The organism is Psychroserpens sp. BH13MA-6, from assembly GCF_052983595.1.
This window is the reverse complement of record NZ_JBRJGE010000001.1, coordinates 302555-317570: the sequence shown is the minus strand read 5'-3', so window position 1 is coordinate 317570 and position 15016 is coordinate 302555. Positions and strand designations below refer to the sequence as shown.

The following is a 15016-nucleotide window of genomic DNA, read 5'->3' as shown; positions in this document are numbered from 1 at the left end:
GGACGCTATCTCAAATATAGGTGTGGATAGCTCAAGGGTCTTGATTTCATTTGCTTTTGCAGGCTTGTCGATATTTATGTTTTTCTTCCGAAAAAAATTTAGGAAAAAATTCGATAATAATAAGTAATCACAGATGGACTATAGCATTGTGATTATTGTGCTTATGCTGTTGCTTTCGGCCTTTTTCTCCGGAATGGAAATAGCCTATGTCTCCTCCAATAAAATTCATATTGAGATTGAAAAAAAACAGGGAGATTTCTTAGCGAACATTTTAACGAAGCTTACAGAGAAGCCATCAAAGTTTATTGCTACGATGCTGATTGGAAATAATATCGCATTAGTGGTCTATGGTTTTGTAATGGGTGATGTTTTGGTAGATTGGTTTCAGTCGATGCTACCTTCAGACTACGCACTGGTCAATTATCTATTAAATGATTTAAGCCTGTTAACTCAAACCATCATATCGACTTTAGTCATATTAATTACCGCAGAATTCTTACCAAAAGTCTTTTTTCAAATTTATGCGAATTCATTTTTGAAGATATTTGCCTTTCCAGCCTACCTATTTTACATTTTATTCTGGTTTATTTCTTCATTTATTATTTGGATTTCAGATAAAATATTAAAACGGTTTTTTAAAACGGAAGGCGATGATGTGCAATTGGCGATGACCAAGGTTGAATTGGGTAATTATATCAGTGAGCAAATGGAATCGGTTGAAGAACACGATGAAGTTGATAGCGAAATCCAAATTTTTCAGAATGCTCTTGAGTTTTCAGAGGTTAAGGCGAGAGAGGTCATGGTGCCTAGAACAGAAATTACAGCGGTAGAAGTGAACGACTCTATCAAGAATATTAGCACACTTTTTATTGAATCGGGATTGTCTAAAATTTTAGTTTACAAAGAGAGTATTGACGATATATTGGGTTATGTGCATTCATTCGAATTATTCAAAAAGCCTAAATCGATTAAATCAGTTACAAAACCCGTAGTGTATGTGCCTGCAACCATGTTGGTCAAGGATGTGTTGAATATTTTGACCAAAAAACGTAAAAGTATGGCGGTGGTTATAGACGAATATGGTGGTACAGCTGGTATTATGACCATAGAAGATATCGTAGAAGAACTCGTTGGTGAGATTGAAGATGAACACGATAGTGTCGAGTTGCTAGAAGAAAAAATTGATGATACGCACTTTAAATTTTCCGCGCGATTAGAAGTGGATTACATTAATGAAGTCTATAAACTCAATTTGCCTGAAGATGAAACGTATGAAACATTAGGAGGATTGATAGTCAATGAAACAGAAGGTATTCCTCAGGTCAATGATGAGGTCGTTATTGGTCATTTTCAATTTAAAATCTTAGAAGTATCGTCTACAAAAATCGATAGTGTATCGCTTCAAGTTCTCGAAGAAGATTAATTTTTTACAACATTTATTCAATGAGATTTTGTCGGTTTATCATCCATTGTATAATGCGCTTCTGAAACTTTCGATGAAACCCATGAAATATCGGGAATAAAAATAGAAATCTACTTTTATTATTTAATAGAAAATGGTATTTTCGCCCACTTATTATTCGTTAAATTATACAATATAATGGCAGTTTTAAATAAAATTAGACAACGTTCACTGTTCTTGATTTTAATCATCGCATTAGCGTTATTTTCATTTGTTCTTACAGATCTATTCAAAAATAGTGATGCTTTGTTCGGTGGTGCTCAGGATGTCGTAGCGACAGTTAATGGTCAAAACATTAACAGAATAGAATTTATGAATCGAGTGGAAAACATGCAAAGGCAAATGGGACCTAATGCCACTTCTACTCAAGTTATGGAAAGAGTGTACGACCAAGAAGTGCGTCGTGCTGTAATGAAAACACAATTTGAAGAATTAGGTTTGACCGTTGAGAAGGATCAAATGAAAGATCTTTTGGAACAAAGTTTTGCCAGTTATCCAGAATTTCAAAATGAAGCCGGTTTGTTTGATGAAAACAAATTAACAGAGTTCGTTGCAAACCTGAAGTCTTTAAATGGCGAGAGAGCCTTATTAGGGAATTTTCAATTAAATTATAATGACTGGGTGAACAATGAAAGTTCGATTGCCATTGGTGCTCAGGAGCGTGCCTACTATAATATGGTAAAAGCTGGAGTCAATGCTACCTTGAATGAAGCGGAAGTAGATTACATGTTGGAAAGTGCTACACGTGATTTAAAGTTCGTTCAAATACCTTACACTACAATCAATGATAGTTTGGTTGAGGTAACGAAATCTGATATTAAAGCGTACATCAACGAGAATAAAAAGAAATTTGAAGTAGAAGCTTCTCGTGATATTGTATTTGTTGAGTTTAAAGAAGAACCGAGTCTGAAAGATGAGGACGCTCTTAAAGCGAGTTTCAATAAGTTTATTGATGGCAAGCTTGAATATGATAAGGACAATAATGATACAATCAGAATCAAAGCATTCTCTCAAGTGAAAGCTGATGAGATGACCGATTACATAAATTATACGGCAGAATCTGATGTGAGTTATACAGACACTTTTGTCAAGAAGTCACAGTTATCAGATGCAGTCGCAGACACCTTATTCAATTTAAATGTTGGAGATATTTATGGGCCATACAAGGACAATGGAATGATGAAATTGACCAAAATGGTGGCGACTACTCAAATTCCTGATTCAGCGAAAGTAAGACATATCCTTATTCCTCATATTGGAGCAACCAGAGCAGCAGCTGATGTGACTCAAACAGAAGCACAAGCTAAAGAAACAGCAGATAGTGTGTTAGCTGTAGTGAGAGCAGATCGATCTAAATTTCCAGAATTGGTAACAGCCTTGTCATCCGATCAAGGAAGTGTTGAGAATGGTGGTGTCTATGATTTTCACCCTAGTACACAAATGGTGAAGCCTTTCAGTGATTTTGAGTTCCAAAATAATGTTGGCGATATTGATGTGGTACAAACGCAGTTTGGTTTCCATATTATTGAAATTTTAGATCAAAAAGGGTCATCTAAAGCAGTAAAAGTTGCGACCATAGCAAGAACGATAGAGCCTTCCGAGGAAACTATTGATGAGGTATTTACGAATGCTTCTAAATTTGAATTAGCCATCCAAGATACAGATTTTCAAGAGGCTGCTGATGCACGTGATTTGAAAGTTAAACCAGTCAATAGTATCAAGATATTAGATGAAAACATTCCAGGTATTGGAAGTCAAAGACCTATTGTAAGATGGGCTTTTGAAGAAGGAACTAAAGTTGGAGATTATAAACGATTTACGATTCCAGGTGGTGGTTATGCCGTTGTTCAAGTCACTAAGATCAACAAAGAAGGTTTAATGGATCCTGAGAATGCTTCGGCTTCAGCTTTGAGTGAAATCAGAAAAGAGAAGAAGGCGCAAATGATTCGTGAGAAAATCTCAGCAACAACGGTAGAAGAGGTTGCTAAAAGTCAAAATAGAACAACAAGTACAGCAGCTTCTGTTAATATGAAGAATCCAACCTTGTCTGGTGCTGGTCTAGAACCTAAAGTAGTAGGCGTCGCATTTGGCTTAAACGAAGGTGAAACTTCTGGTTTAATTAATGGTAATAGAGGTGTGTTTATGGTGGAAGTTACCAAAGTGAATGAAGCTACGAAACTTGACAATTACCAAGCCATTGCAAACCGATTGAGCACAGCTAGATCGAATGCCGCACAAACTAAAGTTTACAATGCGCTTAAAGAAACTGCAGACATTGAAGATAATAGAGCAAAATTCTATTAATCTGAGCAAAATGATATAATTGAAAAAGCTTCACCTTGTGGTGAAGCTTTTTTTTATTCGTTCATGATTATGTCTGAGTACGATAAGATGGTCTTGTAGCCTTTGCCTAAGAAATAATTGGTAGGGTCTTGCTCTGACGCAGTCATTATAAAATCACCACCCCAAGCACCAAGGCTTTTAATACTCCCTTGAAAATCGGAGAACAATCGCTGCTTTACAGAAGTGGTTTTAATCACTTTGGAAATAATGGATTCATGGTCTTCCATGAGGGTTCTAAACGTCTCAAGCGACTTGCAATGAATCATTTGACTGGTAATCCTATTAATTTTTAGAATGGATGATTCATCTAAGCCTTTGTTCGTTCTATATTTAGCGATGCCATCTCTACTGTTTTGCTTCTGATTCAGATGTATAAAGTACAGCTGTTGTTTAAAAGACGGATTGAAATCAACGGTGTTTACTAAAGGTTGTTTTCGGTTGTTCAATTGATAGGTAAGTGATTGATTAGATTGCGCACAAGCGATATCGTAACCACTACCACCAAAAGTTAATGCTAATAATCTATAAGGGTCAACACCAGCCCATGAGGCGATATTGTTAATTAGCGTGGAAGAGGTTCCAAGACCCCAATTTTTTGGAAATTCAAGTGTTGTCGTGATCTCTACACGGTCTTGAGTAGCCAAAAATTCAGGATTAAGTTGTTTTGTAGCATTCAAAATTTCAAGGAGACGATCTGTAATTGGATCCGTTTTTTTTGTGGTCTTAGAAATAGAATTCCCGGAGAGATCAAATGTGGATGTGTACCATTCTGAGCCATGATCATCGAGGCTTCTCCATTTTAGTAAATGACTGTCATCAGAAGTTTGTGTCACTTTCAGAGATTGTCCAAATTTAGTTGGAACAGCCAAAGCGAGTGCACCATCAAGTACCAGGTATTCACCTGAGATCAGTAATTTACCATGACTGTAGTAATGGGTCATTTATTGTCTGAGTTTTTCTATTTCAGAAACGACATCACTATGAGTGACTGTATGCGTTTTAAAGTGCTCAATTAATGCTGTTTTTTCGTCGGAAGTCGCTTCTAGTTGATTCAATATATTCATGAGATGCATTTTCATGTGTCCTTCCTGTATTCCTGTCGTTGTTAAAGACCGTATAGCTGCAAAATTTTGAGCTAAGCCAGCCACAGCGACTATTTGCATAAGTTCTTGCGCTGATGGTTTACCGAGCATTTCCAATGTTAATTTTACCAATGGGTGTAAATTTGTTAAGCCTCCAACCGTTCCAAGTGCTAAAGGGATTTCCATCCAAAACTTAAAGATGTCACCTTCAATTTCAGCATGTGTTAAACTTGTATATTGACCATTCTTCGAAGCATAGGCGTGAACACCAGCTTCAACAGCTCTAAAGTCATTGCCTGTAGCAAGAACAACAGCATCAATGCCGTTCATAATGCCTTTATTATGAGTCACCGCTCTAAAAGGTTCAACTTCAGCAATTTTTACGGCTTGGACAAATTTTTCTGCAAAAACTTCTGGAGCGATATCAGGATGGTCATCAAGGTCATTGATTGGGCAACTCACCTCGGCTTTAACAATGCAATTGGGGACATAATTGGAAAGAATGGACATGACAATTTCTAATTGACAGGACAATGATTTTTGAGCTTCCCTTTTCAGTGTTTCTGCAAATTGCTCTAAGCAAGAATTTATAAAATTGGCACCCATGGCATCCAAGGTCTCAAAAGTAACGTGTAATTGGTAATAGTGCTCTAATACATCTGTTTTATCTCTAAATTCGATGTCAACAATACCACCACCACGCTTTACCATATTTTTTGTGATGTGCTTGGTGTCTTCATAAAGTTTTTCTTTAATCACATGATTTATAAATATTGCTAAATCCTCTGGATCTCCGTCTGAGGTAAAATGCACTTGACCAATTTTTTGTGTAGAAATAACTTCCGTTTTAAATCCACCACGATCATACCAAAATTTGGCCGACTTACTAGCAGCAGCGACCACAGAACTTTCCTCAATGGCCATTGGTATGGTATAAGTTTTACCATTGATTAAGAAATTTGGTGCAACACCTAACGGGAGATAGAAATTAGTGATGGTGTTTTCTATAAACTCATCGTGCAGCTGCTGTAGCTTTTCATCAGAATTCCAGTATTGTTCAATGAGTGTGCGCGCAGATTCAGGATGCGCAAAGTAAGTAGTAACTAACCAATCGATTTTTTCTGATTTCGATAATTTGGAAAAACCTGAAATGGGTTTGGTCATGAGCTAAATTTTAAAATGTCTAGAATTTTGAAGTCATCAAATACGAATTACAAAGATAGTATTCTTGGTATTATTATTGATGCCTTACCACAATATTGCGCATTTAACTTACATTAGTTACTGTTTTTTGCATTATTTTTAGTAAACTTGACATTATTTTATCAAAAAAATAACTTTATGAGAATATTGAAATCCTTAGCACTTCTTCTGTTTTTTGTAACCGCTTTAGCATCAGCACAAAATAAAGAAATAACACTTGAGGAAATATGGGATGGAAGTTTTAGAACCGAACGAATGGATGCCCTACATTCCATGAAAAACGGTCAGCAATATTCTGTTTTGAATTATGAAAACAGAACCTCTCAAATAGATATTTTTGATTATAAAACACTAGAAAAAGTGAAGACTTTAGTGAGTGCTTCATCCCTAGACGACATTGACTACTTTACAGATTATACATTTTCAGCAGACGAAACTAAAGTCTTACTAGCGACAGATGTGGAACCAATATTCAGACGCTCAACGTTAGGGAAATATTATGTATATGATACCAATACCAACAAAACCAGTTTGGTGTCTGAAGAAAAAATTCAAGAACCAACATTTTCACCTGATGGGACTAAAATCGCATATGGTTTAAATAATAATTTATACGTTAAAGACTTAAACACAAATACCACAAGACAAATCACGTTTGATGGTGAAAAAAATAAGATTATCAATGGAATTACGGATTGGGTTTATGAGGAAGAGTTTAGTTTTGTACGTGCTTATGAATGGAACGCAGCGAGTAACCACATTGCATTTATACGTTTTGATGAAAGTAATGTTCCAGAGTTTTCAATGGACGTCTATGGAAAAGAATTATACCAAACCCAACACGTTTTTAAATATCCAAAAGCAGGAGAAGCCAATGCTGTAGTGTCTCTCCATTTGTACGATTTGAATTCAGAAAAAACAAAAGAATTTAAACCGAAAAAAGCTTACAACGACTTTTATATTCCTAGAATTAAATGGACCAATGATGCCAAAATATTGAGTGCTCAATATATGAATCGTCATCAAAATGAATTGGACTTATGGTTAATCAACGCCAATACTGGTGACGGTAAACTTGTACTTGAAGAAACGGATAACGCTTATGTGGATGTCACGTTTGATCTCACCTTTTTAAAAGACAATAGTTTTATTTGGACCAGTGAAAAGGACGGTTGGAATCATATTTATCATTACGAGGATACTGGTAAGTTGATTAACCAAGTCACTTCGGGTAACTGGGAAGTCACCAATTATTATGGATACGATGAGGATACAAAGCGTATTTTCTATCAATCTACTGAAGATGGCTCCATCAACAGAAGTGTTTACTCGATAGGCTTAAATGGTAAGAACAAGAAGCGTTTAACTAAAAACACCGGTACCAACAATGCGGCATTTAGTGCCGATTTCACGTACTTTATAAATACGTATTCAAGTGCGACAAATCCACCTGAATACACGTTAAATAACGCCAAAACGGGAGACGTCATCAAAAGTATTAAAGACAATGATAAGCTCTCTCAAAAGCTAGCAGAATATAAGACGTCTGCCAAAGAATTTAGCACCATCAATGTCAATGGAAATGATTTAAATATGTGGATGATTAAACCCGCTAATTTTGATCCGTCTAAAACTTACCCCTTATTTATGTACCAATATTCGGGTCCAGGTTCACAACAAGTGGCGAATCGATGGAATTCTTCCAATGATTATTGGTATCAGCATTTAGCACAACAAGGTTATATAGTGGCTTGTGTTGACGGAAGAGGCACTGGATATAAAGGTGCCGACTTCAAAAAAGTGACACAAAATGAATTAGGTAAATACGAAGTTGAGGATCAAATTGCAGCAGCAAAGCAATTGGCACAATTGCCATATATAGATGAAAATAATATAGGTATTTGGGGTTGGAGCTATGGTGGTTTTATGAGTAGTAACGCCTTATTGAAAGGCAATGATACGTTTAGTATGGCAATTGCGGTTGCTCCAGTAACTAGCTGGCGTTTTTATGATACCATATATACTGAACGCTATATGACCACACCTCAAGAGAACCCTTCAGGATATGATGAAAATTCGCCTATCAATCACGTAGACAAGCTGAAAGGAGACTTTTTATTGATTCATGGGACGGGTGATGACAATGTGCATGTACAAAATACGATGCGCATGGTAGAAGCCTTAATTCAAGCGGATAAGCAATTTGAATGGATGCTATATCCAGATAAAAATCATGGTATTTACGGCGGAAATACGCGATTACATTTGTACAAGAAAATGACGAATTTTATTCATGAGCATTTAGGAGAAAACCGAAACGTTCCTGATTCGAAGAAAACAGAAAACACGAAAATAAAAGGATAAAATAAACTAACTAACTCATAAACCATGTCAACTACAGTAAATAATAACCAGCAAAAGGAGTTATTTGGGCATCCAATAGGGCTCTATATTTTATTTTTGACAGAGATGTGGGAGCGCTTTTCTTTTTACGGAATGAAGGCGTTGTTAATTCTTTATTTAGTAAAATATCATTTATTTAGTGATACAGAAGGCAATTTATTGGTTGGAAGTTATGCAGCATTGGTATATGCAATGCCAGTTATCGGAGGTTTACTGGCAGACAAATATTTAGGGTTTAGACGTGCTGTAACTTTTGGTGGAATACTCTTAGTTCTGGGCCATTTAGGAATGGCATATGAAGGAGAAGCGGCAAAGGAAATGACAGCTGGAGTAATTGAACGTGATGAGTCAGCACTCCAAGTGTTTTATTTATCATTAGCACTTATAATAATGGGTGTCGGTTTTTTAAAAGCTAATATATCATCTATCGTTGGAGAACTTTATAAGAGAGGGGACGCTCGCCGTGATTCTGGATTTACAATTTTCTATATGGGAATTAATTTGGGTTCGGCACTCGCAACTTTAGTCTGTGCGTGGTTAGGAGAGACATATGGTTGGAATTATGGATTTGGTGCCGCAGGTATAGGAATGGTTATAGGCCTCATTACTTTTATTTCAGGAAAAAAGTATTTTTATGGTAAAGGAGAATCAAAAGATGAGTCTCTTTTAAAGAAGAAATCTCCTTTAGGTTTAAGTAATGAGTGGACCATTTATATACTTGCCGTAATAGGAGTATTTGTTGTATGGCAAATGGTTCAAAGACATAGTATTGTAGAAATATTATTGTTAATTGCAGGTGCAGGATCTCTGATATACATTATTTGGTATGCCATCACTAAATCAAATAAGACGCAAAGAGAGCGATTATTTGCGCTAACAATCTTAATTCTATTTTCAGTGATATTTTGGTCCTTATTTGAACAGGCATATACGTCTTTAAATTTATATGCCGATAGAATCCTTGATAGAACAACGAGTATGTTTGGAGAAATTCCAGCAGGAGCTTTTCTGAGTTTAAATGCAATTTTTATCATTCTATTCGCACCTGTTTTTGCTTGGTTATGGATTAAATTGGAGAAGCGTCAAATGAATCCTAATGCTGCGGTAAAATTCGCCTTAGGTATAATTTTAGTTGGGTTAGGTTTTGGAGCATTAGTGCTTGGAGCTGACCTTTCTGGAACAGGAAAAGTAGCTATAGTTTGGTTGGTTTTGGCATATTTATTACATACATGGGGAGAATTATGCTTGTCTCCAGTGGGATTATCTTATGTCACAAAACTTTCTCCTGCAAAAATTGTAGGTTTCATGATGGGCGTTTGGTTTTTAGCGACTGCAGGTTCTGAGTATATTGCCTCGTTATTGGCTAACTTAGCTAGCATAGATACTACAGGAGGTGTAGCAACCGATTTAGCTGGAGCTAAAGCTAGTTATACCGAGTTATTTAAAAAACTTTTATACACCGGATTAATTTTTGGAGTTCTTTTACTAATCATTTCGCCTATAGTAAAGAAAATGATGCATAATGTTGATACTGATGAGAGTGGAGAAGATGAGGTGCTGATGGAAGAAAAACATTGAGTCTGGTAGATGGTCAATACAAATAATATTTCTAACTAAATAAATCTTATATGGAATTTAAATTTGGTGGTTCGGAAGAGAACCAAAAAACAGTTTTAGGGCATCCTTCAGGACTATTTGTACTTTTCTTTACAGAAATGTGGGAGCGTTTCTCATATTATGGAATGCGTGCATTATTGGTTTTATTTCTTGTGTCTGCTATCTTAGATGGTGGTTGGGAATGGGAAAGAGCAGATGCTTTAGTCCTATATGGATGGTATACGGGATTGGTGTACATAACACCAATAATTGGTGGCTTTATTGCCGATAAATTCATGGGTTACAGAAAAGCAATTATTTTGGGTGCATTTATAATGACGCTGGGTCATGCATCTATGGCATTAGAAGGATTGACTTCCATGTTCTTTTACGCAGGTTTAACTTTTTTAATTATAGGTAATGGCTTATTTAAGCCAAATATATCTTCGATGGTTGGACAATTGTATAAAACACAAGGGAAGGAAAAGGATGCTGGCTATACCATCTTTTATATGGGGATTAACGCAGGAGCATTCTTAGGGATACTTTTATGTGGATACATAGGAGAAAATGTAAATTGGCATTATGGATTTGGTCTGGCAGGTGTATTCATGTTTTTTGGAATGTTACAATTTCATTTCTCTCAAAAGATATTTGGCAAAATAGGTTTGACTCCTATTAAAGCTGGAGATGTTGATGATGTTATAGAAGATAGTGTAGAGCAAATGGAGGAAGACATTGAAGATGTAATAGATCAAACCGAAAGTTCAAAAGTGGTTAAGGACAGGATGATTGTTATTGGAATTTTCTCATTATTCGTAGTTTTTTTTTGGTGGGCATTTGAACAAGCAGGTGGTTCAATGACCGTTTTTGCCGCAGATTATACAGATAGATCCTTAGCGGGAAGCGCAGCGACAACTTTTAAGATTATAAATTCTGTTATAACTGTGGTTCCAATGATTGTTATTACTTGGGTTTTGGCTATGCTATTTAAGCAAACCTATAGTAAATATTCCCTTGCGAATATTATATTAGGGTTTAGTTTTGTCATTATTTGGGGAATCGTGATTTGGATGCTAAATAGAGAATTTCAATCTGATACCACTGAAGTTCCTGCTTCATGGTTTTCAGTTCTAAATTCGTTATTCATCATTTTATTTGCACCACTGTTCTCTAAAATTTGGCAAAGTAAATACAATCCATCAGGTCCAGTTAAATTTGCAATAGGATTATTCCTAGTAGGTCTAGGGTTTGCGGCTTTGGCCTACGGTGCAGCAGGTATTCCAGATGGTGCTAAAACTGCTTCAGTGAGTTTAATCTTCTTGGTTATTGCCTATTATTTACATACTATGGGTGAATTATGTGTCTCTCCAGTTGGATTATCCTATGTGAGTAAATTAGCCCCTGTTAAATTCGTTAGTTTTATGTTTGGAATTTGGTTTACTGCGAACTTTTTCGCGAACCTTTTGGGAGGTTTTACAGGAAGTTTTATTGATCCAATTTCTGAAGAACACGGATTGTCCACATTCTTCTTAATATTTACAATAATTCCGATTACTGCGGCATTGATTATGTTAATGCTAAATCCAATGATGAAACGAAAAATGCATGGTATTAAATAAATAGTTTTTTAATTCTATAATAATAGAACCGTTAAAATAACCTAAAATGCACCAACTTAGGTGCATTTTTTGTAAGTTCGGAATAACTTTTGCAACAAATCATATTATGAAAAAAACAGTATTATTTATAGCAGTCGTACTGATGGTATCCGTCGCTGCAACGGCACAAATGGCCAATGAGATTAATTGGATGACTTTGGAGGAGGCATTGGCGGCTCAAAAGAAAAAGCCTAAGAAAATAATGATGGACGTCTATACTAATTGGTGTGGTCCTTGTAAAATGTTAGATAAAAACACCTTCCACAATCAGGATGTTGTGTCCTATGTCAACAAACACTTTTATGCGGTAAAATTTAATGCAGAAGGAAATTCAGAAGTGACCTACAAAGGAGAATCTTATGCAAACCCAAACTATAAAGAGGAATTAAAAAATAGACGTAATAGCGTGCATCAACTTTCGCGAAAGTTAGGCGTGAGAGCTTACCCAACAATTGTATATTTTGATGAAAAAGGAGACGTTATTCAACCTATTAGTGGTTATATGAAACCACAACAAATTGAATTGTATTTAAAGCTGTTTCAAACAGACGACTATAAAAATATCAAGACTCAACAAGAGTTTAACGACTATTACAAATCTTTCAAAGCTGAATTTCAAGAATAACAGCCTATTAAAATTTAATAATAAATGCTCCCTTTTCACCTGTATAGTGAAAAGGGAGCTGTTTTTTTAGACAACTAGAACGCCATCTATTGACATAGGATTTGTAATTGCTAGCGTCTGCAATAATCATCTTAGGATGTATAGAATCAATTAAGCGCTCTAGATTTATTTTTGGTGAATTTCTCAATAAGATATAATCTGGTTGAAAGCTTTTAGTGTGATATACCCCTAAACTATCAACTACCAAAATCAGCGTATCCTTGACTTGAAAGATGTGTTCAAGGTTTTGATATTCAATAGTGTCTATGAAGTTAGTAACACGGTAATTAGCCAGCATCATATTTCTCGTGGCATCTGTACTATCTAAGTTGTGAAATATTGTGAGATGATGATTGTGTTTTTGAGCCATGATCGTGTGCCGACTTTTATGAAAAATGATGAATTCTAGAGATCTCGTCTGGTGCCTTATGTATATCGAGACACTTTGGAATAATAAGACACTGAGAAGTAAATGTCTTAAAGATCGATAATCTCTATGCTTTTGAAACATGATTAAAGTTAATAGAATGACATAGCTTGTAATGACTTGAAAAATATGAATGGATATGTCTTTAAAAAGAAAGGCTTCTTGCATAGATACCCATGACACCAATGTGTTCATGGTCTGAATGATCAGTCCGTAGAATTGAGCCAAAATTTCAGGAAGTAGATGTGTGATTGCCAAAAGAATGACAAGGATGCCCAATCCTAAGATGAAACCTAAAAATGGAATAATGGCTAGATTCGAAATAAAAAACAACCCAGGAAATTGATGAAAATAATAAAGACTAATGGGTGCAACACCTATTTGAGCGGCCAAAGTCACGGTTGTTATATTCCAGAAATAATCAACAATTTTCCATTGAGGTTTCCAAGTTTGGTATAAAATGGGTTGTATGGAAACAATGGCTAAAACGGCTAAATAGCTCATTTGGAAGCCAACCTCAAATAAGAGCATTGGCCTAAATAAGAGAAGCAATAAAATAGAAAATGCCAAGGTGTTGTAAATATTAGTAGGTCTTCTTAAGTGCATGCTCACGGCAATAATGCTGAACATGGTTACTGCTCGGGTAACTGAAGGTGATAAACCTGCGACAATCGCAAAACACCATAATATGAGTACGATGATACAGGCTTTAAATGTTTTGCCATGCTTCACTCTTTCCAATGGACGTAATAAATAATTGAGAAGCCATAAAATAATACCAATATGAAGACCCGAAACTGCTAGAATATGAATGGCACCGGCATTCGCATAAGATTCGTAAGTTCTTTTGTCAATATCCTGACGCTGTCCGAGGAGTAGTGCATTAATGATGGCCAGTTCACTTTCTGCGAAATTATATGATTTCAGTTGCGTATTTATGTGCTGACGGAATGTTTCTGCATAACCTAGAAGTGTATGAGTTGTTGTTGATATGGTTAGTAGTTCATTAGGTCCAAGAGTGATTTGATTATAAATGTATTGTCGCTCTAAATAACGTTTAAAGTTGAACTGATCTGGATTGAGAGGCGGATTAATTGTTTTAAGTTCGGCTTCAGTGAATAGCACATCATCAACCTTGTAATGTCTCGTAAGGGAGTCACGTTTAATATTAACTAATAGTTTTCCACATATTTTTATTCGGTCGACTTCTAGAAGCTCTACAATATACTTTTCGTGGTAAATGGAAGGCTTTAGACGTTCTCTAATCTTAAAGATCATCGAATGATTAGCGTCAATTAAGAGATTGTATTGTTGACTGTAATGGGTCTTAAAGTTTTTTTGATTGTGGAGGTTATAGGAACAAATACCGAGAATTATTGCTAGTGAGAATGTAAGAATACCATAACTCACCTGCCTTTTTAAGCTGTGTCGCGCTCTTTTATAATCGATAAATAAGAACAGGAGAAGGACTAAAGCAACAACTAATGTGTGCGTATTTGGAATCGTATGCCAATGTGCCATTGCTATTCCAAGGACCAAACAAATGGTCAATTTAATGACTATAAAATTAAGAGGTTTCACCTCCCTAATATAGTAAATATTCTATATATAGAAAATATACTACATTATTCGTCTCGCCTGCACATAGGCTAGGTACCAATAGCGTTCAGATAATGTGGACGTGATAACTCCTTTACTGGTCGTAGAATGAATAAATTCAACATAACCTGGCCTCACTTTAGTAACGATAGCGACATGGTTGATTCTTCTACTGTTCTTTTTAGTAGCAAAAAATAAGAGATCACCTTCTAAAACTTCCTTGACATCAACCCAATCTCCTCGCGTAGATAGGTCGGCAGTAGTTCGTGGTAATAAAATATCTTCTTTCTGAAATGCTGTTACGACAAGACCAGAGCAGTCCATGCCTCGTTTGGTTGTGCCACCATATTTATAACGGGTACCTTGAAACGATTTGGCATAATCAATAATATTTTCTATCGTTTTTGACGTTGCACTAGTTGTCGTTCTTGGATGTTTCGCTGTATGTGTTGTTTTATTTTTTTTGGTAACAATACCTTTGGAAGATTTACAATTTGCAAAACAAAGACACAAGGTAAAAAGTAGAATGATTTTTTTCATGTATAAGAAATAATGTCTAAAAATAAATAAATATGA

At 35.7% G+C, this 15016-nt stretch carries 10 protein-coding genes; 6 read left to right on the top strand and 4 right to left on the bottom strand.

The features are described 5' to 3' along the window. The first annotated feature begins 133 nt into the window (after positions 1-133). Both ACU8DI_RS01425 and ACU8DI_RS01420 read left to right on the top strand, forming a co-directional pair. On the top strand, positions 134-1423 hold the full coding sequence (locus ACU8DI_RS01425; protein WP_447110950.1) for a hemolysin family protein: 1290 nt from the start codon (positions 134-136) through the stop codon (positions 1421-1423). A gap of 177 nt (positions 1424-1600) precedes the next feature. After that, positions 1601-3766, top strand: coding sequence for a peptidylprolyl isomerase (locus ACU8DI_RS01420; RefSeq protein ID WP_447110949.1), 2166 nt, complete (start codon positions 1601-1603; stop codon positions 3764-3766). A 53-nt stretch (positions 3767-3819) separates the two neighbouring features. Here ACU8DI_RS01420 and ACU8DI_RS01415 read toward each other — a convergent pair whose 3' ends face one another. After that, positions 3820-4746, bottom strand: coding sequence for a GYDIA family GHMP kinase (locus ACU8DI_RS01415; protein ID WP_447110948.1), 927 nt, complete (start codon positions 4744-4746; stop codon positions 3820-3822). After that, on the bottom strand, positions 4747-6051 hold the full coding sequence (locus ACU8DI_RS01410) for a hydroxymethylglutaryl-CoA reductase, degradative (protein ID WP_447110947.1): 1305 nt from the start codon (positions 6049-6051) through the stop codon (positions 4747-4749). A 177-nt stretch (positions 6052-6228) separates the two neighbouring features. On the opposite strand from ACU8DI_RS01410, the gene ACU8DI_RS01405 reads away from it, so the two are divergent. The 4 genes from ACU8DI_RS01405 (at position 6229) to ACU8DI_RS01390 (ending at position 12375) form a co-directional block, all read left to right on the top strand. Then, a complete protein-coding gene (locus tag ACU8DI_RS01405) occupies positions 6229-8454 on the top strand; it encodes a S9 family peptidase (protein ID WP_447110946.1) in 2226 nt (741 codons plus the stop codon). 24 nt (positions 8455-8478) lie between these two features. Further along, positions 8479-10071, top strand: coding sequence for a peptide MFS transporter (locus ACU8DI_RS01400; RefSeq protein ID WP_447110945.1), 1593 nt, complete (start codon positions 8479-8481; stop codon positions 10069-10071). Positions 10072-10121: 50 nt separating this feature from the next. Further along, positions 10122-11711: a peptide MFS transporter gene (locus ACU8DI_RS01395; protein WP_447110944.1), complete on the top strand. Its 1590-nt coding sequence runs from the start codon at positions 10122-10124 to the stop codon at positions 11709-11711. A 106-nt stretch (positions 11712-11817) separates the two neighbouring features. Continuing rightward, on the top strand, positions 11818-12375 hold the full coding sequence (locus tag ACU8DI_RS01390; RefSeq protein ID WP_447110943.1) for a thioredoxin family protein: 558 nt from the start codon (positions 11818-11820) through the stop codon (positions 12373-12375). Between the two features lie 7 nt (positions 12376-12382). Here the strand turns inward: ACU8DI_RS01390 and ACU8DI_RS01385 are convergent, their stop codons facing one another. Together ACU8DI_RS01385 and ACU8DI_RS01380 are read right to left on the bottom strand one after the other, a co-directional pair. Beyond that, positions 12383-14362 (bottom strand): ComEC/Rec2 family competence protein, encoded by a 1980-nt coding sequence (locus ACU8DI_RS01385; protein WP_447110942.1) that lies wholly within the window; start codon positions 14360-14362, stop codon positions 12383-12385. 99 nt (positions 14363-14461) lie between these two features. Continuing rightward, positions 14462-14980 carry a C40 family peptidase gene (locus ACU8DI_RS01380; protein ID WP_447110941.1) on the bottom strand — a complete coding sequence of 173 codons (519 nt, stop codon included), beginning with the start codon at positions 14978-14980 and terminating at the stop codon, positions 14462-14464. Positions 14981-15016 lie beyond the last annotated feature (36 nt).